The sequence below is a fragment of the Corynebacterium sp. UMB8791 genome, from assembly GCF_054166365.1.
The window spans coordinates 146,735-169,078 of the sequence record NZ_JBSZCG010000114.1; the positions used below are offsets into that span (position 1 = coordinate 146,735).

Here is a 22,344-nt window from a genome sequence, read left to right on the forward strand (position 1 = left end):
TCAGAACTGCCTGGGGGTAAAATCTTTCGATTTGTTAGCGCAAAACTGTCCGAGTGGGTATTATTCACTCATGCGCAAACGTATCACGGCCGCGGTCACCGCGGCTTCTCTCATTGCAACGGCTTCGGTGGTTAGCCCTTCCGCACTTGCGGAAATCCCAGCCCCCGAAGCACCTGCTACAAGTTCGATAGACTCTGATAAAGACGCCGGTGAAGCTTCTAGCGCGTCCGAGGGCGAAAAGAAGAGCTCCCTGGATCAAGACCCAGAGAACGACCCTCTCTACATTCCGCCCGAAAAGAACCCCGTGCAGAAAATCTCCAGTTCTGAACTGTTCCTCAAATGGACTGATGACATGCCAGAGGGCGAGGGCAAGGACTTTGTTCAGGGATGGGCGAAGGGGTCGTCGATACCAAGCACCGCAAACCCGCTCGAATGGACTAAAGCTGAGGTACAGGGATCTTCGAATATGGTCCGTGGATTGTTCACTGGTAATTTTGCTCAAAGTTCTCAGGGCTCAAGCCAAGCGACAGCACCAGTGCTTCTCGCAATGTTGAGTGTGTTTCTGGTTGGACAAACGGTAGAGCTCATCATGCGTGGGCTGCGATCGCTTCCAACCCCACGCTAGAAACAATCCCAAACAAGGTCGAAAACAATGAACCAAAACAAACGCTTTGGCAAGGCGACGAGGGTCCTCAGCGCGTTCACGTTGATGATGGGCGTTGGTCTTCTCAGTGGCTGCGTAACCAACGTGGAAGGTGGCAACCCAGATGGCTGGGAGCCTATTGAGCCTGCTACCGTTCCTGAGATTGCGGCGATGGTCCCCGAGAATGTCTCGAAAGACGGCAAATTCTCAATTGGCGCCAACCCACCATTCGCCCCCTTCGAGTTCAAAGACTCACAAGGTAATTTGATCGGGCTGGAGCTTGACCTCGGGCGCGCGCTTGCCTCAATCATGGGTCTCGAATTCGATCCACAGGAGATGGATTTTTCTATGATCCTACCTGCGGTTCAGGCAGGCAGCCTTGACGCTGGCATGTCTGGATTTACTGATAACGAAGAGCGCCGCAAAAGCTTTGAGTTCGTTAATTTCCTCTTCGCAGGAATCCAGTGGGCTCAACTCACCGGTACGCATGTGAACCCAGAGGATGCTTGTGGTCTCACAGTTGCGGTTCAGCGCACAACCGTTTCCGAGACCGATGACGTGCGTCCGAAGAATGATGCTTGTATTGAAGCAGGAAAACCACCCATCACCATCCTGTCGTTCGACACCTCTGACAACGCGGCGCTCGCGGCACTGGTTGGCCGTGCAGATGCCTTTAGTGCTGACTCCCCTGTCACGTCTTGGGCGGTCGAACGCTCCGACGGGAAGCTCGAGCTCGTGGGTGACATGTTCGACGCAGCACCATACGGAATCGCGGTGCCAAAAGACTCAGGTCTGAGCACTGCGCTTGCCCACGCAATGCAGCATCTCATCGACACTGGCGATTACGAGCGCATTTTGGCGCAGTGGAACGTACGAACTGGCCTGCTCGATACCGCGCTTATTAACGAACAGCCCCTTACAGAATGGAAGTAACAGACCATGACCACACCATCTACTAGCCAAAGTCGGCCTGCCAGAATTGAAGCGAAACCGTTACGGCACCCAGGACGGTGGGCGCTCGCGGTCCTGCTCGGCGTCCTCGTTGTCTGGTTTATTATTGGCGCAGCCAAGAATGAAGCGTATGGGTGGGACACATACGCGCAGTACCTCTTCGATACTCGAATCGCGGTAGCTGCTCTACACACCATTGCGATTACGGTCCTCGCGATGCTTATTGGCGTGGTCGGCGGTGTGCTCCTTGCCGTGATGCGTATGAGTCCCAACCCGGTGTTTCGCACCGTAAGCTGGGTTTTCCTCTGGATTTTCCGCGGTACCCCCGTGTACGTTCAGTTGATGTTCTGGGGCCTGATCGGAGCAATCTACGACTCCATCAATCTCGGGTTTACGCAAATCTCCCTCGATCCGTTCACCTCTTCCGCATTTGCTCTCGCCGTCGTTGGTCTGGGCCTCAATGAGGCCGCCTACATGGCGGAAATTGTCCGCTCGGGTGTCTCCGCTGTTCCAGAAGGACAGATTGAAGCGTCGAAGTCGCTGGGCATGAGCTGGTCCCAGACCATGACTAGGACAGTTCTTCCCCAAGCGATGCGCATTATCATTCCGCCGACAGGAAATGAATTTATCTCCTTGCTGAAGACGTCTTCGTTGGTTGTTGCGGTTCCTTACTCCCTGGAGCTGTACGGTCGCTCGATGGATATCGCTGCAGCGCTGTTCCAGCCGGTTCCGTTGCTGCTTGTGGCAGCAACGTGGTACTTGGTAATTACCTCCTTGCTGATGGTCGCGCAGCACTACCTGGAGCGCTACTTCGACCGGGGAGCAACCCGCCAGCTCACTGCCCGGCAGCTCGCTAGCTTGGCCGACGCCGAAGGCACAATTCCAAACAACGTCGAGATCATTGAAGCTCCAGAAAGGAACCAACGGTAACCATGGCTTCTCCTACATCTTCTTCCCCCGCCCAAACGCCAATGATCCAAGCGATAGACGTATGGAAGTCCTTCGGCAGCTTGGAAGTACTCAAGGGCATCAACCTCGAAGTAGCTCCGGGTTCTGTTACCTGTTTGATCGGTCCTTCCGGCTCCGGTAAGTCCACGTTCCTTCGCTGCGTCAACCATCTTGAAAAGGTCACTGCTGGTCGCCTGTACGTTGATGGTGATCTGATCGGGTACCGCGAAAAGAACGGCACACTCTATGAGATGAGCGAGAAGGATGCCGCAGTCCAGCGCCGCGACATCGGGATGGTCTTTCAGAGCTTTAACTTGTTCGGGCACCGCACTGTACTCGACAACATCATTGAAGCTCCGGTCCATGTCAAGGGCGAGTCGCCGGAGAAGGCAAAGGTCCGTGCGATGGAGCTTCTGCGCATGGTCGGGCTAGAGTCGAAGGCGGACGCCTACCCGATCCAGCTTTCAGGTGGTCAGCAGCAGCGAGTTGCTATTGCTCGTTCGGTCGCGATGGATCCAAAGCTCATGCTTTTCGACGAGCCCACGTCCGCACTTGACCCGGAGCTTGTCGGTGAAGTGTTGCGGGTGATGAAGCAACTTGCGCAAGACGGTATGACGATGTTGGTGGTCACGCACGAGATGGCATTCGCGCGCGAGGTCGCAGATCACGTTGCTTTCATGTCCGACGGTCAGATTGTCGAGTACGGCACCCCTGAACAGGTGCTCGACAACCCTCAAAAGGAACGCACGAAGGCCTTCCTGTCGACGATTTTCTAGCTTGAGCGCCCAATCGGAGCCCGGTAGATCTTCTTGGTTGATCTTCCGGGCTTTTACTTTGCTTCGCGCAGGCGTTCGTTCATCGCCTGCATGACCGCCGGAGGTACCAGTCCCCCGATATCGCCTCCGAAGCGGGCGACTTCCTTGCATAGCGAGGACGAAATGTAGCCGTACTTCTCGTCAGTGAGCAAGAAGAACGTCTCAACACCGGTGAGGCGTCGGTTCATCTGCGCCATTGGCAGCTCATACTCATAGTCAAGTGACGATCGCAAGCCTTTCACCAGGGCAGTAATGCCGTGTGCGCTGGTGTAGTCAACCAACAACCCACCCCAGCTGTCTACTTTCACTTCCGGCATGTCGGCGACGGCTGACTGGATCAAGGCGACTCGTTCCGCCACTGTAAACATTCCAGTTTTCTTGGTTGGGTTCCCAGTTACCAGAACGACTACTTCGTCGAAGTGGCGTCGAGCCCGGTCTACGATATCCAGGTGCCCGTTCGTGAAGGGGTCAAACGACCCGGGGCACACCGCCACGTTACGGGCCGAAGCTGACGATTGGGCCATCACTCACTCCTCCTGAGCGCCTGAGGGGGCTGTATACACTGCCATATCGAACCGTGCGATCCCGTACAGGCGCTTCTTGAGTTTCTGTCCCGTAGGGGTAAACGCGGGCGGCCATGCGGTCTCGGGGCTTTCGCGGTGACGTTCGATGACGACCACGGCGCCGTCGACAAGTAGCTCCTGCAACGCAGTGACCATTTCAGCGACGGCTTCATCGGCAAGGTCGTAGGGTGGATCGGCGAGCACCATTGAAAAGTGCTGCTTGGGAGCACGCGCCACATACGCGGAGACTTTCACGGGCTCGACACGGGTGTTCGGGTGCCCGACAACGCGCGCATTGTGCTCAATCACCGCGACCGCTTTCGGGTCGTCTTCCACAAGCACCACTTCTTCAGCTCCACGCGAGGCTGCCTCCAGCCCTAGTGCGCCGGATCCGGCAAAGAGGTCAAGGACGTGCTGACCAGGGAACCCAAAGCGGACCTGCAGAGAGGAAAAGAGGCCCTCTCGCGCGCGGTCCGACGTTGGCCGTGTCCCCTCCGGTGGAACTTTAATCTTGCGCCCACGGGCTTCACCAGAAATGATGCGATTCATGGTACTCACTCTAGCTTTAGCTCTTTTCTAGGTACACAAAGTCCTCATCTTGGAGGTGTGTACTGAGCGCCCGTGCCTTCTCAAGGTCTTCTTCGACAAAGCGGGCCGCATCGCGGTACGCACTGGTAACGATCTCGTAGTCCTCAATCAAGTCGATCAATTTAAACGTGCGACGGATACCTGACTGCTCTGTTCCGAGCACGTCACCCTCACGGCGGTGGCGCAAGTCTAGATCGGCAAGAGCAAAGCCATCGCTCGTCTGAGCAACCTCCCAGACCCGCTGAAAGGCATCACTGCCTTCTTCTGCCTGTGTATGGAAAAGACACAGAGATTGATTACCGCCTCGCCCGACTCGGCCTCGCAGCTGGTGCAGCTGTGAAACGCCAAAGCTTTCTGATTCCCGTACCATCATGACAGTCGCGTTCGGCACGTCTACGCCAACTTCGATGACGGTCGTAGCTACCAAGATGTCAATGCCACCCGCTGCAAAATCGGACATCACAGCGTCTTTTTCCTCAGCACGCATCTTGCCGTGCAGTACGGCTACTTGCAGGCTTGGGAACTCGGTAGCGCGCAACCACTCGGCGGTCTCAAGGACGCCACCCTCGCCGTCAATGCGCGGGCACACAATGTAGACCTGGTGGCCAGCCGCGACATCTTCTCGCATCTTCTCCCACGCACGTGCAATCCACGTCGGCTTGAACTCCGGAACAACTGAGGACTGAATAGGCTTCCTTCCGCCTGGCAGCTCGTTGAGCACCGAGACCTCGAGATCACCAAAGACGGTCATTGCGATTGTGCGCGGGATCGGCGTCGCTGTCATGACAAGTAAGTGCGGAGTCTGCGCCCCCGACTTAGCGCGAAGTCGGTCGCGCTGCTCCACGCCAAAACGATGCTGCTCGTCGACAATGACGAAGCCAAGGTTAAAGAACTCCACGCTGTCTTGAATCAGCGCGTGGGTGCCCACGACTATGTCCGCCTCACCCGAGACAATCTTGAGGAGGGCATCTTGCTTCGGTGCCGTCGGCATGGAGCCTGTGAGTGGCACCACAGTCGTGTGCAGCCCGGCGCGCATGAGTGTCTCTGTAAGCGATCGTGCGTGTTGCTGCGCGAGCACCTCGGTAGGTGCGAGCAGGGCTGCTTGAGCGCCGTTATCAACCGCTTGGAGCATGCTGATCAGTGCGACGATAGTTTTGCCGGAGCCGACCTCTCCTTGGAGGAGGCGGCTCATTGGGTGGGCGTGAGTCAGGTCGGTGGAGATTTCCTGGATGACGCGTTGTTGCCCGCCAGTGAGTGGGAATGGGAGTTGTGTAATGAGTCGGGATTGTTCGCCGTTTGGTTGTTTGGGAAGGGCTGGAGCGTTGTGGTTGTTTGCGTCGGTGCGTCGCACGCTCATGGCGAGTGCGACGGTCATGGCTTCGTCGTATTTGAGGCGTCGGCGGGCGGGTTCGGGTCCTTCGGTGTCAGGTTGGTGAATGGTGCGGATGGCGCTGTCGCGGGCGATGTATCCGTCAGGGCTTGCGCCGAGTGGTTCGGGGACTGTGGGGAGGCTTTGCAGGATGGTGTGGACGGCTCCCATGATGGTCCAGGTGCTGACCTGTTTTGTTGCCGGGTAGATTGGGAGCCATTCGCGTCCGGAGAGGATTGCTTCGAGGTCGCCGAAGTGTTGGAGTTGTCGTAGTGCTCCGGTGGCTTGGGTGGGGCCGTCGAGTAGTACGAAGTCTGGGTGTTGGAACTGGATTTCGTTGCGGTACGTGCTGATTTTGCCGGTCATCATGACGCGGGTGTGTTCTTTGAGCACTCGCATGGCGTAGTTGGAGCCGAAGAATGTTGCGGTGAAGGTGTTGGTGCCGTCGTAGACGTGGGTTCGGTAGATGGGTCGGTTGGGGTGTTTTCTGTTGGGGATGCGTTGGGTAGCGGTGATTTCGCCGACGATGCTGAGTGTATCGCCTTCATTGATGGTGGCAAGGTCGGTCGCGGTGCCGTAGTGGAGGTATCGGCGTGGGTAGTGCTCGAGGAGCTCGCCGCAGGTGCTGTATCCAAGGTGTTTGGTGATTGCCTTGGCTTGTTTCAGGGGGATGACGAGGTTGAGCGGCCTGGGGTCGATGTTTCCTAGCACTTCCTATTCGACTCCGATCTCGGCGACGGCACCGAGCCCGTCTGCGGGGAAAACGATGACGTCGACGTCGAGTTTGTCGTCGAGTGCCGCGAGGTCTTCGGCGCGCAGTGATGCGGTATCGAAGAGTACGGTGACTTGTTCCCCACCGGGCTCGAGGAGGCGCTTGCAGGTCTTTTCGACGGCGGCTATCGCGTCGTCAGCGATCAGGAGTGTTTCGCCGTGTGCCATGGCGATGATGTCGCCCTTCGAGACTGCCCCTCCTTGCACGAGCCCGGCTTTAGGGGCGCGCTGGAGGACAGCGGTTCGCATTTCTCCGGCGGCCTCCGACATGGTGAAAGCTGCCGTCGCGAGTGGTTGGGCTGGGTCATGAACGGCGAGCGCCGCGATACCGGAAACAAGCCGCACGGTAGGAAGCAGGGTGATGCTTTGTTCGAAGGCGTGGGTTGCTTTCTCCACTGCGGCGAGGCTTCGCTGATCAAGCAGTCCGTTCGGCAGCAAAATAACTTCGCGAGCTTCGGTTTTGTGGACGGCGGCGAGGATGTCCGCGACAATATTCTCGCCCGGCGCGACTGTTACCGCACCTGCCTGCGCGTAGAGATCAGTAAGTGATCCGGGAGGCGTCACTGCGACAACCAGTCTTGTGGGAGTTTGCGTGACAGGTTCGTCCGGGAGCACTTCGAGATGCAGTTGTGTCACGGTACCGCGGGCGAACGCGCGCTCAATCACTGCGCCGGCCTCGGTGGAGTGAATGTGCACTTTGCCGCTGCGCTCGTTATTGCGAGCGATCACAAGGCAGTCGCCCATGGTGCTAAGTTCACCTTCAAGGACATCCATGTCGCCTTCGAAGAAGAACATGACTTCCAGGTTTGCCTTGCCACTTGCGTGTGAGATCACGTGAGAGGTTCCGTGTGTGGCAGGCTGCGCTACCTCGTAGGGTTGGCCGTCGAGTTCGTATACAAGTGATTCCAGGAGGATAACGAGGCCGGTGCCTCCTGCGTCGACGACGCCCGCTTCCCGTAGCGCTTCCAGCTGTGACGGGGTACGTGCGAGTGCAGTTTGCGCAGCGTCGGCGGCAGCCTGTGCGATGCTCAACGCGGGTGCTTCTCCCCCTGAATCCTGCAGCGCTTGCGATGCCGCAGTCGACGCTGCCCGCAGCACCGTGATCACGGTGCCCTCTACCGGCTCGGCAATTGCGCGGTCAACAAACTGCACTGCTTGGGCAAGCGCGTTCGCGATGAACTGCCCGCTTCGAGTATCTTCATCGGCGGTTTGCGCGACGCCTCTGATGACCTGGGACAGCACAACACCCGAGTTGCCACGCGCGCCGCGAATGGCGCCAACAGCAAGCGCTTCGGCTACTTCCTGCATCGACTGAGCATCAGACCTTTTCGACGCCTCTTCGACAGCCGCCGCCATCGTCTGCGCCATGTTGGAACCAGTGTCCGCGTCCGGGACGGGAAACACATTGAGCTGGTTGATCTCGTGTCGGCGACGTTCGAGTTCTGCCGCTGCCCGACGAGCCCAGGACAGGAGCCGTGGTCCATCGAGTGCAGTTGCTGTTTCCATGGTCAGACAGTCTACAGTGCCCAGTCGACAGGTGAGGCACCCTGTGCAATGAGCGCCTGATTTGCCCGACTGAATGGCCGCGACCCGAAAAACCCCCGGCGCGCCGACAGCGGCGAGGGATGTGGGGACTCAATCGTTGGCGTACTCCCGAGGAACTGTTTCGCAGTTTGTGCGTCTCTGCCCCACAGGATCGCAACCAACGGAGTATTCCGCTGAGCGAGCTTTGCGATTGCGTGTGCGGTCACTGCTTCCCAGCCCTTCCCGCGGTGTGACGTCGGCGCGCCGGGCCGGACTGTGAGTACTCTGTTGAGCAGCATGACTCCGTTTCGCTGCCAAGAGGTCAAGTCCCCGTCGGCTCGTGGGGGGATACCGAGGTCATCGTTGAGCTCCTGGTAGATGTTTACCAACGATCGGGGCGGTTTCACGCCTGGCTGCGTCGAGAATGAGAGACCCATGGGGTGGCCGGGCGTCGGGTACGGATCTTGGCCCAAGATGAGCACACGGACATCTTCAAATGGGGTCGAAAACGCACGGAGAATGTCTTTTCCGGCAGGCAGGTACGCGGGTTCACCGCGGAGAAAGTCTCCCATCGCGTGGATGGCAGGTTCTACTTCCGCCAGCGGTTCCTGCCAGGAAGGGTGGACGGGTAAGTTCATGAAAATGGCTCCCATTCATGGCGCGCGGTGTGTGCGACGCCGTCGATTTCCACGCCGACTTTGCGTGTGACCGTACCGATCGAACGATACCCCACGGGTGCGTCCCCATCGATCGTGCCCAGCAATGTGTGGTCTTCTCCCCCGTTGAGTACCCAGTCCCATGGGTCGACGCCTAGGAACTCACCGGCTTCTCGCAGCTGATCACTTGGGGCTACAGCGGCGCGCGAGATGTTAATCCCCACGTTCGAGGCCCGGGTTATCACGCCCAGATCGTGCAGTAGCCCGTCGGAGTTGTCTGTCATGGCTGTAGCCCCTGCTGCTCGTGCAACAACCCCGCGCCCAGGAGTCAGTTGCGGGCAGCGGTGCGCATGTACGATATCTGCAAGCCGTTCCGGGATTTCCCGTCCGGACTCCAGTAGTGCAAAGCCTGCAGCAGAATAGCCGATTTTCCCGTGCGCTATCACTCGCTGCCCCGGACGCGCTTGGCTCAAGCGCAGTGGCGGCAAACTGCCTCCTAACGAACCAATCGCGGTGATCGCGATCGACAGTTGGTTCCCACTCGTGATGTCCCCGCCGACGAGCTCGCTCGAGTATCGCTCCAATTCGAGATGGATCCCTCGTGCAAGTTCACTCACGACGGCAAGCGGGGTGTCCGGAGGCGCCGAGAGCGCGAGTAGCGCGGCAACGGGGCGAGCACCCATCGCCTCGATGTCGGCGAAGTTTTGCACGATGGCTTTGCGTCCCAGCAGGGCGGGGGTGGTCGTCGAAAAGCGAAAATGCTGTCCCTCGACGAGCATGTCCGTTGTTACGACCGCACGGCTATTCGGCGTGTGCGATTCGAGCACCGCTGCGTCATCACCGTTGAGCGGCGATGGCGATGCACCAACGATGGCGTCAATCGTTGCTTGTTCTCCCACCTCCCGGAGCGTCGGGCCGTGCGTGGGAAAGCCGACGTTACTCACCAAAGTGCGCCTTTCAGTAGACTTGTACGCCATGAAAGATTCCACTGGCGCGTTGCATGATTCACAGATTAACCGTACAGCGGTCTACATCAGTTTGGGCCTCGCAGTGGCGCTTGTTTTGGGCGTCATTGTGGGTGCTCGGTATTTTTTCCAGCAGGTGGCACTGCAGCCTGTGGCGATGACTGAGCTGCCTTCCCCCGAGGCTGATTCACCCGAGTGCGCTGCGCTCGTGGACAGCCTTCCTGAAAAGGTGCTTGGGCACAAGCGTGCGGAGCTCGCCGCCCCGGCTCCGGCAGGTGCTGCCGCGTGGCAGTCCTCTTCAACTCGACGCGTCACGCTGCGCTGCGGCGTGGAAATGCCCCTTCAGTACACCGAGTACACCCCGGTGTCCTCCCACAATGGTGCAGAGTGGATCAGAATTGACGACGCCACCCCAGGATCAAGCATGGTCACGTGGTTTAGCGCGGACCGTTGGCCGGTAGTCGCCGTGACTACCGACGCGGAAGGACTCGGCAGGGCAGATACGCCAGTGGACGAGATTAACGTGAGTGCGCTGCCGCAGCGCGATCTTCCTCGCAACCCGGCGCCGCTCTCTGAGCTGCAGCCAGCGACGCATTCAACGGACGGGAGTGGAGCAAACGCATGCGGCGGATTGCTTGCTGCACTTCCTGAATCGCTCGCCGAAGGCTATAAACGGCTTCCTGAGAACAATGTGGCTTCGCCGCAAACTGCAGTCTGGACGCAGCTTGGCCACGAACCGATTGTGCTGCGTTGTGGTGTGAACGACCCGGAGCACTACGAGGCCGGAGCGACCTTGCAACAGATCAACGGGATCCCTTGGTTTGAGGACACCATCACTGCAACTGGCACCACCTCGTCGACGTGGTACGCGCTCGGGCGAGAGGTCAACGTTGCGGCCTTTGTGCCCTCAGGTGAGGGCAATGAGGTCATCACCACGCTGACCGAGCTCGTCGAGAAGCACGTCCCCGAACGCAAGTCTTAGTCCGTTGCGCCGTCGGCTACCTGCAGCGCAGTGCGGACCAGAGTGTCGAGCAGTTTCGGATAGTCGATGCCGCTTGCGTTCCACACCTGTGGGTACATCGAAATTGCGGTGAACCCCGGCATGGTGTTGATCTCGTTGAGCACAGGCCCCTTGTCGGTGACGAAGAAGTCCACGCGTGCCAATCCCTTACAGTTCAGTGCATTGAATGCACGGACTGCTTGGTCCTGCAGGGTAGCTATCAAAGAGGCGTCGTAAGGCGCGGGGATTGTTGCTGTAACCCCCTCTTCCATGTACTTCGTTTCGAAGCCGTAGAAGCCTTCTGCAGAAGCATCAGTTCCGTTGAGTTTGGCCGGCACGGAAGCCTCGATGCGGCCATCGGGAAACTCCAGAACTCCGACCTCGACTTCGTCGCCGACCTGCTCCGATTCGACGATCACTTTCGAGTCGCACTCGTACGCTTGATGCAGTGCAGCATCGAAGTCTTCCCACGTGGTCACCTTGGACACACCAATCGACGATCCACCGTTGGCGGGCTTGACGAACACTGGAAGGCCTAGGCGCTGCTTATCCTCATCGAGCAGCAGTTCACCTCCGCGGAGAATCACTTCCGGAGTCACTGTAATTCCGGCAAGTGCCACGAGCTTCTTCGTGTACTCCTTGTCCATGCCACTCGCAGATGCCAAGACGCCTGGCCCCACGTACGGGATTCCCGAAAGCTCGAACATGCCTTGGATAGTGCCGTCTTCACCAAACTGCCCGTGCAGGACCGGGAAAACAACGTCGACCTGTGCGACGGTCTCGCCGGTGGCGACATCAGTAAACTCACCGCGGCGCGAAGGGTTGATGCTCAACGCGATCTCTGCCCCACCAAGAACTTCGGGAAGCGCCTCTCCGCCAACGGGGTCGATTTCCCCGCGCACCCAAGTACCATCCCGGCGAATACCTACCGGAAACACCTCGTACACCTCGGGGTCGAGGTGGGCCATGATGGAGCCGGCAGAAATACAAGAAATTGAATGCTCGGTGGAACGACCACCGTAGACTACTGCAATACGAATCACAGCTGACACATTACCTGGTGTCTACTCCGACTTTTTCGACCGACCCATCAACGCAGCAATCGTCTCCTCCACCGTCACACCCTGGTGACACACGGCGAAAACGGCTTGAGTCAGCGGCATGTCCACGCCGTGACGCTCAGCAAGCTGATAAATGCTGCGTGAGGAAATAACCCCCTCGGCAACCTGGCCCTTCGTTGCAGCCTTCGCCTCTTCAATCGTGGCGCCCTTACCCAGCGCAGAACCGAAAGTTCGGTTACGAGACAGTGGCGAAGAACACGTGGCAACCAAGTCCCCCATGCCCGCCAGGCCTGCGAACGTCCGGGCGTCGGCCCCCAACTCCTGGCCTAGACGCGTACTTTCAGCCAAACCACGGGTAATAAGCGTTGCCAGCGTGTTCTCCCCTAGCCCCTGGCCAGAAGCCATGCCACAGGCGAGCGCGATGACGTTCTTCGTCGCACCTCCGATCTCACAGCCGACAACATCAGTGTTCGTATACGGGCGCAGGTACGACGTCGCACACGCAGCCTGCACGAGCTTCGCACGGTTGATGTCACTGCAGGCGATGACGGTGGCCGCCGGCTGTTCCTCAGCAATCTCGCGGGAAAGGTTTGGCCCGCTGAGTACCGCGATTCGGTTCTCCTCTGCACCGGTAACCTCAGCGATGATCTCCGACATTCGCATGTATGTGCCGGTCTCAATACCTTTCGAAATGGACAACAGCGTAGTGTCAGTACGCAGCAGCGGGGCCCACACTTCCAGGTTCTGGCGCATGGTTTGGCTCGGCACAGCAAAAATAGCGATATCTGCAGCCTGCAGTGCCGCTTCCGCGTCAGACGTTGCGAAGACCCCGTCCGGCAGCGCAATCCCCGGCAGGTAATCGGGATTCTCCCGAGTCTCCTGCATGGTCTTCGCCAGCTCGTCCCGGCGTGCCCACAACTGCACCATGTTGCCGGCATCGGCAAACACTTTGGCCAAGGTTGTCCCCCAGGAACCTGCACCCATTACCGCTACGTTTACCACTTGTGCCACCGCCATTCCTGTCTGCATGAACCGTTTCACGCTAGCACTTTTCTACCGCCAATATCCACAATCAGCCCGCTGACCTGTCGCTGCAGCGAAAACCTGCAAAGTGCGTAAAGATAGAAAGTATGTCACGTTCAACGAAGCTCCACGAACAACACAAAGACCAATTCGGAGAAATGTTCATTACCGGACGCCACCAAGAAGTCCCCCGCCATCCGCATCGGGAGTTCAAGAAGACAACGCTCGCTGCGGGTGCCGTGCTGTGGCGTGGCGATCTCGAACATCCGGATTCTATAGAAGTCGCTTGTATCCACCGCCCACACTACGACGACTGGTCGCTCGCCAAAGGCAAGGTGGATCCGGGCGAGTTCCTCGTTACCACCGCCGTTCGCGAAATCCAGGAGGAAACTGGCTACGAAGTCCGGCTGGGAAAGCTGATTGGTAAAACCGTGTATCCAGTCAAGAACACGACGAAGGTTGTGTACTACTGGACCGGCAAGGTAGTCAGCGGCGAGTTCACTCCTAACAATGAGGTCGACGAGATCCGCTGGCTCAACATCGACGATGCGACACAGCTGATGAGCTACAAGCTCGACAGGCAAGTATTGCTGAAAGCTGCGAAGCGCTTCGCCACCCCCGCTGACACCCGAATTCTGTACGTGCGCCACGCTCGTGCGAACTACAAGGAGGCCTGGAAGCACGACGATAGTCGTCGGCCGCTCGATAAGAAGGGCAAGCGCCAGGCGAAGGCGCTTGTGCCGCTGCTGCAGGCGTTCGCTCCTGAGTCTCTGTATTCTGCCGAGCCGTTGCGTTGCGAGCAGACACTGATCCCACTTGCGAAGGCACTCGGTAAAGACATCACGATCGACGCCACCTTCGGTGAAATCGCGTGGCAGGAGAACCAGGTAGCCGCCCGCGCAGATTTTGATGCGCTCATCAAACGCGGTGGCACACACGTTGTGTGCTCGCAGGGCGGGGTCATCCCTGAGATGATTGCTGCGCTTTCGGCCGACGGTCGTCTGCCGATCGATTCGCCGATCCTGGCGAAGAAGGCGTCGGTATGGGTACTGTCCTTTAACGATGGGCAACTCATCGGCGCCGACTACATGCCATCTCCACTACCGGTGCTCTAAGGACACTTCGCCTAGAAAAAGAAAGGACTGCCCAGTTGCAGCCAGTTACCCAAGAACGAATCGAAGCGGCACTCGATGCGCTTGAATTGCAGTATTTCCGCAGTTCCGAGGACGGCCTCACCCGCACCGCGTTTCCGTCGATCATGTGCTTCTTTGAAGTCAAGGACATCGGATTCAAGATCACCAGCCAGTGGCTTGGAACCGCGAAGATGAATGCAGATAAGAGCAATCTTCGTCTCAGCATCAATGAGTTGAACCGCTCACTGCCCCTCGTTCGTGCACATCCGATTCAGCGCGAGGACGGTGCTCTGGTTGCGCTATTTGAGGCACCGTTTTTCTCCTCCGACGGTTTCAGTGACGAGCAGCTGCAGTCAATGTTGCAGTTTTACTTCTCCATCATGCACTACGCGGTGGAAGCGCTCGACGAAAACTTCGCGCATCTCAAAGACAAGCACCCGTACAAGCAGGAGAAGGAGCAGTAAATGCAACAGCTACAGCCGTTAAGTCTTGATCGTCTTCGCAAATTGTTTGACGAGCGCGGTTGGGAGTACCGGGAGCCTACGCAGTACAACTCTCTCATTACAGCATTTTCCGGTATCGGCTTTGAGATGAAGCTGGTCGATACAAGCCTGCATTTCGTCTCTACTGTCTCAATCGATGCTGTCGACGCAAGTCGTTTCGACGAAGTGCTCACGTGGTGCGAGGACTACAACAACGCCCACGCATTCCCATCGCTCGTCGTAATGAAAGACGAGAAGCGCGATGTCTCCGCTCTGGGCGTTGCGTATGTCATGCCGGGCTATTGGGAGTACAGCGACCAGCAGTTCGCGGACCACGTTTCGTCTGCTATTCACGGCATCACAACGTCGGTCCGCGACTTCTTATCGACGTTCGCACCTTCGGCTCTCGAACGTCTCGGCACCCCTGCTACCGAGGAGAAGTAGCGGGGTAAAACGGGCGACGCTGCTGTTCGTATTCCTCGATGGCTTGCTCGTTTCGCAGCGTCAGCCCAATATCGTCGAGGCCTTCGCTCAGGCGCCAACGCGTGTAGTCGTCTACGTCGAACGAGTAGGTACTCTCCCCGACTGTGACGGTGCGGTCCGGCAATGAAACAGTAGCGACAGTGCCTGGTGCCTGCTCGAGCTGCTTCCAGATCAGTTCGATGTCAGACTCCGACATGATGCCAGCTAGAAGGCCCGCCTTGCCCGCGTTGCCTCGGAAGATATCAGCAAACCGTGGGCTAAATACCGCCCGGAACCCGTAGTCCTGCAGAGCCCACACCGCGTGTTCGCGGGAGGAGCCAGTGCCGAAGTCGGGGCCGGCGAACAGTACCGACCCTTCCTTGTATGCCTCGTTGTTCAGCACAAAGTCAGGTTCGTTGGTACGCCAGTTTGAAAACAGGCCATCTTCGAATCCGGTACGGGTCACCCGCTTGAGGTAGCGGGCGGGAATAATCTGGTCGGTGTCCACATTTGACCGCGTCAACGGAACTGCGACGCCACTGTGGGTTGTGAATTTTTCCATGATCGTGTTCAGCTCCTGACTACTGTGCGTTGGCGGTGGAAGGAATGTCTGCGGGTGTGGCAAGGTGGCCGAGTACTGCTGTAGCAGCCGCAACTTCGGGCGAAACTAGGTGTGTGCGACCACCAGGTCCTTGGCGGCCTTCGAAGTTTCGGTTGGACGTCGAAGCGCTGCGCTCTCCAGGGGCAAGCTGGTCGGGGTTCATACCCAGACACATAGAGCAGCCCGCGGTTCGCCACTCTGCACCGAACTCTTCAAAGATTTCGTGCAGGCCTTCTTCTTCCGCCTGCTGCTTGACCTTGGCAGAGGACGGCACGACCAGCATGCGGGTCCCCTCCGCGATTTTTTGGCCGCGCACAACCTCTGCAGCCGCGCGCAAGTCTTCGATGCGCGCGTTCGTGCACGATCCCAGAAAGACTGTATCAATCTTGATGTCACGCAACGGCGTGCCAGGGGTCAACCCCATGTACTGCAATGCTTTTTCCGCGGCCTGCTTCGCACTGTCGTCTCCGAAGTCCTCAGGGTCAGGAACAGAGGCGCTCAGCGGCAAGCCCTGGCCGGGATTGGTACCCCAGGTGACGAACGGGGTAAGCGTCGAGGCGTCGATCTCTACGACGGTGTCGAACTTCGCGCCGGGGTCAGTTGGCAGCGTCTTCCAGTACGCCACTGCGTCGTCCCAGTCCTTCCCCTTCGGCGCGTAGGGACGTCCCTTAACGTACTCAAATGTCGTCTCATCGGGTGCCACCATGCCGGCACGGGCGCCTGCCTCGATGGTCATGTTGCAGATGGTCATGCGCGCTTCCATGGACAGCTTTCGGATCGCCTCGCCACGGTATTCAATGATGTGCCCTTGGCCACCGCCAGTACCAATCTTGGCGATGATTGCCAGGATCAAATCTTTCGCACTCACACCAGGTTGCAGCGTTCCACTGACCTCAATCGCCATCGTCTTGAACGGTGCCAGCGGCAGCGTCTGGGTCGCCATGACGTGCTCTACCTCAGAGGTACCGATACCCATGGCGATCGAACCGAACGCGCCGTGCGTCGACGTATGCGAGTCGCCGCACACAATCGTCATGCCCGGCTGGCTAATGCCCAGCTGCGGACCAACGGTGTGGACGATGCCCTGTTCCTCATCGCCCATTTCGTGCAGCACAACGCCGAACTCTTCACAGTTCTTTCGCAGCGTCGAGACCTGGGTGCGCGAGGTCGGGTCGCTAATTTCTGTCAGCTCGCCAGAAACGATGCCCGTGGTTGGCACGTTGTGATCTTCGGTAGCAAGGTGCAGCTCTGGGTGGCGCATGCGGCGCCCGTTGAGGCGCAAACCATCAAATGCCTGCGGTGACGTCACCTCATGCAGGAGTTGAAAATCGATGTAGAGAAGATCAGGCTGACCGTTCTCTCCACGGGTGACCACGTGATCACGCCACACTTTTTCCGCCAGCGTTAATGGCTTTTGGCCCATCTTGCTCCTCCTCAACAGTCGCAACCACCTCCCACCGAGTGAGATGGTAGAATCCATGACGTGAGACAGTATAGCGAAGACTCTGGAATTAAAGTGCTCGATCGCTCGATTTCCATCGTACGAGCGGTCGCAGGCGGCGACAAAACCCTCGCCGAGCTCAGCGAAGCAACCGGACTACCCCGAGCGACGACTCACCGAATAGCCACTGCACTGGAAGTGCATAACGTCCTAGCAAGGACAGAGGACGGACAATGGACGATCGGCCGCGCACTCTCCCACTTTTCAGGGCACTCCTCCCCCCGTTTGCTCTCTGCCGCCGCACCAATCATGCGCAACCTCGTTGAAGTCACTGGCGAGTCCGTGCAGCTCTACAAGCTCAGCGGAGACACTCGCACCTGCATCGCGGCAGAAAAGCCCGAGAGCGGCCTCACCTACACAGTTCCCGTGGGCTCGCAGCTCTCACTCACCGCAGGCTCAGCTGCCCGTGTGTTCGCCGCCCACTCACTTATCGACGCCTCTCCGTTTCCCTCGCAAGACCTCGAGGCGATCCGTGTAACCGGACTCGCTGAGTCAATCGCAGAGCGTGAAGTTGGGCTGGCGAGCCTGTCTGCGCCCATCACCAACCCAGACGGATCAGTCATCGCTGTCCTTTCCGTTTCCGGGCCGGCCGAGCGGCTCACCCCCACCCCAATCGAAAAGTGGGGCCCCGAGCTGCATGAGGCTGCTCAGGAGCTCACCGAGGCCCTGCGGTAACCCTTGATTGCTGGCGGCGCTGCCCGCCAGCAACAAGTCCAGCACGCTTCGCTCTCACCGTTCTCATTCCGAGATACACCCAGGCGGCCACAGCACACCCCGACAGAACCGCCGGCAACGGTTGGTGCAGCAACGTATTCGACGTCGTGGCCGCTGCAAACGCTGCGAGGTTGAGCCACACGTCATACACAGGGGCGATGAACTGGTGGTTCAACACATGCAGGGCTGCGATGATCAGCCCGCACGCGAACGTGATGGAGAGCAACACTGTAATCAGCACGTGACCAGCGTACTCCCTATCACTACTTTGTTAGCTCGTGGCGTCCAACGTGAGCTCACGGCCATTTTGGTCCTGAACAGGACGAGCATTCTTGCCGATCAGCGATTCGAATGCTTGCAGTTGCTCAGCTGAGGCAGTTACCGGCTGCGTCATTACGATCCAGCGAACGTTTTCAGAGCAAGGTGGCGTCGTCAAAGAGCCTCCATACGTGATGTACTCATGTGATGCTGGAAGAGCATTCGCGATGTTGATCTCCTCCTGAGAGATATGTGAGGTATCCACGTTCTCTGGCGCATTATCAAGCAGATACTGCACTAGCTCGTTCGGTGCACCTTCCTCAAGCAGAATTCCGAGGACTGTAATGTCACCTGCCGCATTCTTGTGTACAAAGTGGATCTCGCCAGGAAGCTGCTTACCGTCGAACTCGTGCTCTGCAGGAGTGTGCATGTGCAGCTGCGCGAGCTCCAGATCTTCACCGTCGAGAGTTACCTTCTGCGTTGTCGACGGCGTGTACTGCAACGTGTGTCCGTTATTCAGAACTTCACCCGTGCTGGCAGCATATGCAAACTCTATGTCTGCCAAGTCTTCAGGGGTAGCGTCACTCAAGTTGATTGGGCTTTGCTCCTTGCCATTTCCACAGACCTCGAATTCGGTCGAAAGGTCGCCCCAGTGCTCTGGAGCACCGTCTCCTTCGTACCCCCAGTGCGCTTCACTGGCCGGGGCGGCCTCTGACGATGTGGATGGTGCGCTCGTGCCAGCTTGCGAGCAGCCGCCCAGCAGCAGTGCGCTAGCAGCCACCGCTGCAAGCGCGGCAGAATGAGCTTTTCTCATGATATGTTCACGTTCCTTTCATCTTGGAGTTTGGTCCTCCGATGGTACGCGAACTGCGCAGCCTGTAAACTACATGCCTTTGAAGCACAAAAAGAAAGGCAGCCAGTGCTTGCACTGACTGCCATTTGTACCCCGTACGGGATTTGAACCCGTGTTACCGCCGTGAGAGGGCGACGTCCTAGGCCGCTAGACGAACGGGGCGCGCTCGCTTTTTGCGACTCGTTAACAATAAACGTCGCCCTATGAACTCTCCAAATCTGCAGGCCACGCGCCGCTTTCCCGCAACGCGCCCTCGATGGTTGGCCATGACGCTCGCAGCATATGCTCAAACACTCCCCACGTATGGGTTCCCTCAACGATTTCATGCCACGTCACGTTGAGCCCTTGCTGCTGTGCTGTCTCAGCGAAGTACTTCGAGCATGCATACGAAGTTGCTTCGATTACCATGGGCGCTCCGAGCCTCTTTGACGATGCCTCCTCGTCAATCGCGCCGGGCACGCCCTGTGCAGCCCCCAGCCATAGCGTGGTCCCGCGTAGTCGCTCCAGGTTAAGAATTGGCGAGTGCCGCCACCACGCCCTGTTCGACGACGTCCCCCACATGTTGACCGGGTTCCCCTTGTTCATTGTCACCCCTGACGATGTGTAGATACCGCCGAGCACGCCGGTGGTCGCCGGGCAGCCTGAGTAGGATGCGGCCGCCACGAACCGATCCGGAGCATTCACGGCGATGTCCAGCGCAGGGCCACCAGACATCGAGATGCCGGCGATGGCGTCGTGCCCGTTGCCGTGGAACTGGGCGTCGATAAGTGGCGGTAACTCACGAGTCATGTAGGTGAGCCACTTGTTCGTACCTGTAGCCGGGTCCTCTCGATACCAGTCGGCCTGCATTGAAGACACTGACCCCTTCGGTGTCACCACATTGACGAGCTTGCCAGCGAAGAACGCTTGATAGTCCGAGGAATTCGCCCAGCTGTAGCCGCCCGCAGCGCCGTCTGCCCCCATCATGAGGTAAAACGTTGGTCGAGGCGCAGTGCCACGCGGCAGCAGCACATCATTCGTCACCTCTCGCTGCATCGACGGCGACCACACCGTGAGTTCCCACAAGTCCCCTTCAACTTGGCGCATAGACCGCAGCTCAGCGGGCGGCGCTTCATACGCTGGAAACGTTGCTGATGCATCTCCTCTCGACGAACCAGTGGAGCTTCCCGGATACAGCTGGTACATCGATGACCCCAGCTCTCCCCTGCCTAACGCTACCAACACCGCTGCGGGGATGGCGAGCAATGGCACTGCGGAACTCAGGCTGAGAACCGCCAACACCACGCTTGCGGCATCAAGCACGCTCGACCCTGACCGCGAAGGCTCGCCTGTGAAGATCGACGACAGCGGATTGTTCTGGGCTGAACTGGCCTCCGCTTCAGCTGGCGGTACCTGCGCCTGGGCAAGCATCACTACCACCGAGACTGCTAGGACACAGCGTTTTCGTACAGGGATCGGCATAGAGAAACTGTACCAACCATACTGACGGACCGACCAAGGTAAACAAAGCAAAACAGCCAGTGCAACGCACTGGCTGTTACTTGTACCCCGTACGGGATTTGAACCCGTGTTACCGCCGTGAGAGGGCGACGTCCTAGGCCGCTAGACGAACGGGGCATTAGGACACAGAACCAAAGTTCTGTAGCTGGCCTACCTGGACTCGAACCAAGAATGACGGTACCAGAAACCGTTGTGTTGCCAATTACACCATAGGCCATTGTTTTTCTTCACTCACAAGACTAAACTGTTTCTTTCGTTTTGCCTTGCTCGCTCTGAACAACGATGACTACTATAACCATAAAGCCCAATACGACACAAATCGCCTGGTCATAATAGAAAAAGAGGTATCGCAAACCATGCGATACCTCTTCGACTTCGCCAATGCTCGTTAGGCCCGTTAAGCCTCCGGCGCAGTGTACGGAGTAACCTCACGCGCAGCGCGCAAGCGCGCCATCGTGGACTGCTTACCCAGCAGCTCCATCGACTCGAAGAGTGGTGGAGAAACCTGCTCCCCGGAGATTCCAACACGGAGCGCACCGAACGCAACGCGTGGCTTCAACTCCAGTTCTTCGATCAGCGCGGTGTGCAGAGCCTTCTCAATGGACTCAGTAGTCCAGTCATCTTCAGCAATGGCGTCGAGTGCCGCAATGCCGGCGTCGAGAGGCTGGACAGCAGTGTCCTTGAGGTTCTTCTTCGCCGCTTTCTCGTTGAGGACAAGATCTGCATCCGGAGTAACAAGGAACTTCAGCAGTCCATACGCATCTGACAGGACCTTGATACGGGTCTGAACCAACTCGGCGGCGAGTGCGAACTTGTCAGCCGGGTAGTCGGCTGGGAAGTCGGTGAACTCGGTCAGGTAATCACGCAGGCGCTGTTCGAAGTCCTTTGGCTCAAGCAAGCGAATGTGGTCAGCGTTGATCGCCTCTAGCTTCTTCTGGTCGAAGCGCGCAGGGTTACCAAGCACATCAGAAACATCGAACGCCTCGACAAGCTGATCAACGCTGAAGATGTCTTCATCAGAAGACAGCGACCAGCCCAGCAGCGCGAGGTAATTGATCATGCCCTCCGGGATGATGCCGTTGTCGCGGTGATTAAACAGGTTCGATTCCGGATCGCGCTTGGAAAGCTTCTTATTGCCCTGCCCCATCACGAACGGCAGATGCGCAAACTCAGGAGTGAACTCAGCGACGCCGATACGCTGGAGCGCCTCATACAGAGCAAGCTGGCGCGGAGTCGAGGAAAGCAAGTCTTCACCACGCAAGACGTGCGTGACCTGCATCAGCGCGTCATCAACTGGGTTGACCAGCGTGTACAGCGGCGCACCGTTCGAACGTGCAACAACGTAGTCTGGCTGCGTCTGCGACTTGAACGTCACTTCGCCACGCACCAAGTCGTTCCAGGTCCAGTCCTTGTCCGGCATGCGCAGACGCCAAACTGGCTTGCGGCCTTCAGCCTCGTATGCAGCGATCTGTTCTTCGGTCAGGTCGCGGTCGAAGTTGTCGTAGCCAAGCTGGGGGTCCCGCCCTGCCGCCTTGTGCCGCGCCTGAACCTCCTCGTTCGTGGAGTACGCCGGGTAGACCTCCCCGGCTTCGATCAGCTTGTCCAGGACTTCCTTGTAGATATCCATTCGCTGCGACTGGCGGTAAGGCTCGTGTGGGCCGCCTACCAAAACGCCTTCATCCCAATCCAGGCCCAGCCACTTCAAGGAGTCGATGATTGCCTGGTAGGACTCTTCCGAGTCACGTGCGGCGTCGGTATCTTCAATGCGGAAAATCAGCGTGCCGCCACTGTGTCGTGCCTGTGCCCAGTTGAACAAGGCCGTACGCACCATACCGACATGGGGCGTACCTGTTGGAGACGGACAAAATCGGACACGCATCTTTGCTGGTTTATTCATGTGCTTTATCGTAGCGCCCCTGCCCCATCAAGGCGCATATGGCAGGCCCTTAGTACGGGCTACGGG

General features: G+C 58.3%; 23 protein-coding genes and 3 tRNA genes. 9 read left to right on the forward strand and 17 right to left on the reverse strand.

The genetic code is table 11. The annotated features are described in order from the left end of the window. The first annotated feature begins 70 nt into the window (after positions 1-70). The 4 genes from ACXIUA_RS06135 to ACXIUA_RS06150 all read left to right on the forward strand — a co-directional run bounded on the left by ACXIUA_RS06135 (position 71) and on the right by ACXIUA_RS06150 (position 3,318). Positions 71-625: a hypothetical protein gene (locus ACXIUA_RS06135; protein WP_320072645.1), complete on the forward strand. Its 555-nt coding sequence runs from the start codon at positions 71-73 to the stop codon at positions 623-625. An 84-nt stretch (positions 626-709) separates the two neighbouring features. Beyond that, a complete protein-coding gene (locus tag ACXIUA_RS06140) occupies positions 710-1,576 on the forward strand; it encodes an ABC transporter substrate-binding protein (protein WP_071573944.1) in 867 nt (288 codons plus the stop codon). Between the two features lie 6 nt (positions 1,577-1,582). Beyond that, positions 1,583-2,524, forward strand: coding sequence for an amino acid ABC transporter permease (locus ACXIUA_RS06145; RefSeq protein ID WP_070362549.1), 942 nt, complete (start codon positions 1,583-1,585; stop codon positions 2,522-2,524). Between the two features lie 2 nt (positions 2,525-2,526). Next, positions 2,527-3,318, forward strand: a complete 792-nt coding sequence (locus ACXIUA_RS06150) for an amino acid ABC transporter ATP-binding protein (protein WP_457976378.1) — start codon at positions 2,527-2,529, stop codon at positions 3,316-3,318. Positions 3,319-3,371: 53 nt separating this feature from the next. Here the strand turns inward: ACXIUA_RS06150 and coaD are convergent, their stop codons facing one another. From coaD to ACXIUA_RS06180, 6 genes are read right to left on the reverse strand one after another with little or no spacing between them, the layout of a single operon-like run. Then, entirely contained in the window at positions 3,372-3,881 is a 510-nt protein-coding gene (gene coaD / locus ACXIUA_RS06155; protein WP_457976379.1) for a pantetheine-phosphate adenylyltransferase, read from the reverse strand. Positions 3,882-3,884: 3 nt separating this feature from the next. Then, entirely contained in the window at positions 3,885-4,469 is a 585-nt protein-coding gene (locus ACXIUA_RS06160) for an RsmD family RNA methyltransferase (RefSeq protein ID WP_457976380.1), read from the reverse strand. A gap of 16 nt (positions 4,470-4,485) precedes the next feature. Further along, entirely contained in the window at positions 4,486-6,588 is a 2,103-nt protein-coding gene (locus tag ACXIUA_RS06165; RefSeq protein ID WP_457976381.1) for an ATP-dependent DNA helicase RecG, read from the reverse strand. A gap of 3 nt (positions 6,589-6,591) precedes the next feature. Continuing rightward, a complete protein-coding gene (locus ACXIUA_RS06170; protein ID WP_457976382.1) occupies positions 6,592-8,154 on the reverse strand; it encodes a DAK2 domain-containing protein in 1,563 nt (520 codons plus the stop codon). An 11-nt stretch (positions 8,155-8,165) separates the two neighbouring features. Beyond that, a complete protein-coding gene (locus ACXIUA_RS06175) occupies positions 8,166-8,810 on the reverse strand; it encodes a uracil-DNA glycosylase (RefSeq protein WP_457976383.1) in 645 nt (214 codons plus the stop codon). Next, positions 8,807-9,772 (reverse strand): thiamine-phosphate kinase, encoded by a 966-nt coding sequence (locus ACXIUA_RS06180; RefSeq protein WP_457976384.1) that lies wholly within the window; start codon positions 9,770-9,772, stop codon positions 8,807-8,809. Before ACXIUA_RS06180 ends, ACXIUA_RS06175 begins: the two co-directional genes overlap by 4 nt. Positions 9,773-9,803: 31 nt before the next feature. On the opposite strand from ACXIUA_RS06180, the gene ACXIUA_RS06185 reads away from it, so the two are divergent. Continuing rightward, a complete protein-coding gene (locus tag ACXIUA_RS06185) occupies positions 9,804-10,775 on the forward strand; it encodes a DUF3515 domain-containing protein (protein ID WP_457976385.1) in 972 nt (323 codons plus the stop codon). Here the strand turns inward: ACXIUA_RS06185 and ACXIUA_RS06190 are convergent. Further along, the gene (locus tag ACXIUA_RS06190) at positions 10,772-11,845 is read right to left on the reverse strand and encodes a D-alanine--D-alanine ligase family protein (protein WP_457976386.1); all 1,074 of its coding nucleotides are present in this window, start codon (positions 11,843-11,845) and stop codon (positions 10,772-10,774) included. The two genes, ACXIUA_RS06185 and ACXIUA_RS06190, sit on opposite strands and share 4 nt — an antisense overlap. Positions 11,846-11,857: 12 nt before the next feature. Next, positions 11,858-12,856 (reverse strand): NAD(P)H-dependent glycerol-3-phosphate dehydrogenase, encoded by a 999-nt coding sequence (locus ACXIUA_RS06195; RefSeq protein ID WP_070479202.1) that lies wholly within the window; start codon positions 12,854-12,856, stop codon positions 11,858-11,860. A gap of 128 nt (positions 12,857-12,984) precedes the next feature. Between ACXIUA_RS06195 and ACXIUA_RS06200 the strand changes: the two genes are divergently transcribed. Genes ACXIUA_RS06200 through ACXIUA_RS06210 form a run of 3 tightly spaced genes read left to right on the forward strand, consistent with a single transcriptional unit; the run spans position 12,985 to position 14,936 of the window. Continuing rightward, the gene (locus tag ACXIUA_RS06200) at positions 12,985-13,992 is read left to right on the forward strand and encodes an NUDIX hydrolase (RefSeq protein ID WP_457976387.1); all 1,008 of its coding nucleotides are present in this window, start codon (positions 12,985-12,987) and stop codon (positions 13,990-13,992) included. 35 nt (positions 13,993-14,027) lie between these two features. After that, positions 14,028-14,474: a YbjN domain-containing protein gene (locus ACXIUA_RS06205; RefSeq protein WP_070976395.1), complete on the forward strand. Its 447-nt coding sequence runs from the start codon at positions 14,028-14,030 to the stop codon at positions 14,472-14,474. Next, positions 14,475-14,936 carry a hypothetical protein gene (locus tag ACXIUA_RS06210; RefSeq protein WP_256006542.1) on the forward strand — a complete coding sequence of 154 codons (462 nt, stop codon included), beginning with the start codon at positions 14,475-14,477 and terminating at the stop codon, positions 14,934-14,936. On the opposite strand, the gene leuD is transcribed toward ACXIUA_RS06210, so the two are convergent. Both leuD and leuC read right to left on the reverse strand, forming a co-directional pair. Next, positions 14,920-15,516 (reverse strand): 3-isopropylmalate dehydratase small subunit, encoded by a 597-nt coding sequence (leuD, locus tag ACXIUA_RS06215; RefSeq protein WP_070362561.1) that lies wholly within the window; start codon positions 15,514-15,516, stop codon positions 14,920-14,922. The two genes, ACXIUA_RS06210 and leuD, sit on opposite strands and share 17 nt — an antisense overlap. A gap of 19 nt (positions 15,517-15,535) precedes the next feature. Continuing rightward, entirely contained in the window at positions 15,536-16,978 is a 1,443-nt protein-coding gene (gene leuC / locus ACXIUA_RS06220; protein ID WP_457976388.1) for a 3-isopropylmalate dehydratase large subunit, read from the reverse strand. A 60-nt stretch (positions 16,979-17,038) separates the two neighbouring features. Here leuC and ACXIUA_RS06225 point away from each other — a divergent pair, with 60 nt between their 5' ends. Continuing rightward, positions 17,039-17,731 carry an IclR family transcriptional regulator gene (locus tag ACXIUA_RS06225; RefSeq protein ID WP_070362563.1) on the forward strand — a complete coding sequence of 231 codons (693 nt, stop codon included), beginning with the start codon at positions 17,039-17,041 and terminating at the stop codon, positions 17,729-17,731. Here ACXIUA_RS06225 and ACXIUA_RS06230 read toward each other — a convergent pair. The 7 genes from ACXIUA_RS06230 to gltX all read right to left on the reverse strand — a co-directional run bounded on the left by ACXIUA_RS06230 (position 17,712) and on the right by gltX (position 22,278). Further along, positions 17,712-18,011 carry a hypothetical protein gene (locus tag ACXIUA_RS06230; RefSeq protein ID WP_070362564.1) on the reverse strand — a complete coding sequence of 100 codons (300 nt, stop codon included), beginning with the start codon at positions 18,009-18,011 and terminating at the stop codon, positions 17,712-17,714. The genes ACXIUA_RS06225 and ACXIUA_RS06230 overlap by 20 nt on opposite strands. Positions 18,012-18,041: 30 nt before the next feature. Continuing rightward, positions 18,042-18,842 carry a carbonic anhydrase gene (locus ACXIUA_RS06235; RefSeq protein WP_457976389.1) on the reverse strand — a complete coding sequence of 267 codons (801 nt, stop codon included), beginning with the start codon at positions 18,840-18,842 and terminating at the stop codon, positions 18,042-18,044. A gap of 128 nt (positions 18,843-18,970) precedes the next feature. After that, positions 18,971-19,043 (reverse strand) — tRNA-Glu (locus ACXIUA_RS06240). 39 nt (positions 19,044-19,082) lie between these two features. Then, complete coding sequence (locus tag ACXIUA_RS06245) at positions 19,083-20,342, reverse strand: alpha/beta hydrolase (protein WP_457976390.1); 1,260 nt, start codon at positions 20,340-20,342, stop codon at positions 19,083-19,085. An 83-nt stretch (positions 20,343-20,425) separates the two neighbouring features. Continuing rightward, positions 20,426-20,498 (reverse strand) — tRNA-Glu (locus tag ACXIUA_RS06250). Between the two features lie 28 nt (positions 20,499-20,526). Then, positions 20,527-20,598: transfer RNA gene (locus tag ACXIUA_RS06255), tRNA-Gln, on the reverse strand. 180 nt (positions 20,599-20,778) lie between these two features. Next, complete coding sequence (gltX, locus tag ACXIUA_RS06260; RefSeq protein WP_070976385.1) at positions 20,779-22,278, reverse strand: glutamate--tRNA ligase; 1,500 nt, start codon at positions 22,276-22,278, stop codon at positions 20,779-20,781. Between the last annotated feature and the right edge of the window lie 66 nt (positions 22,279-22,344).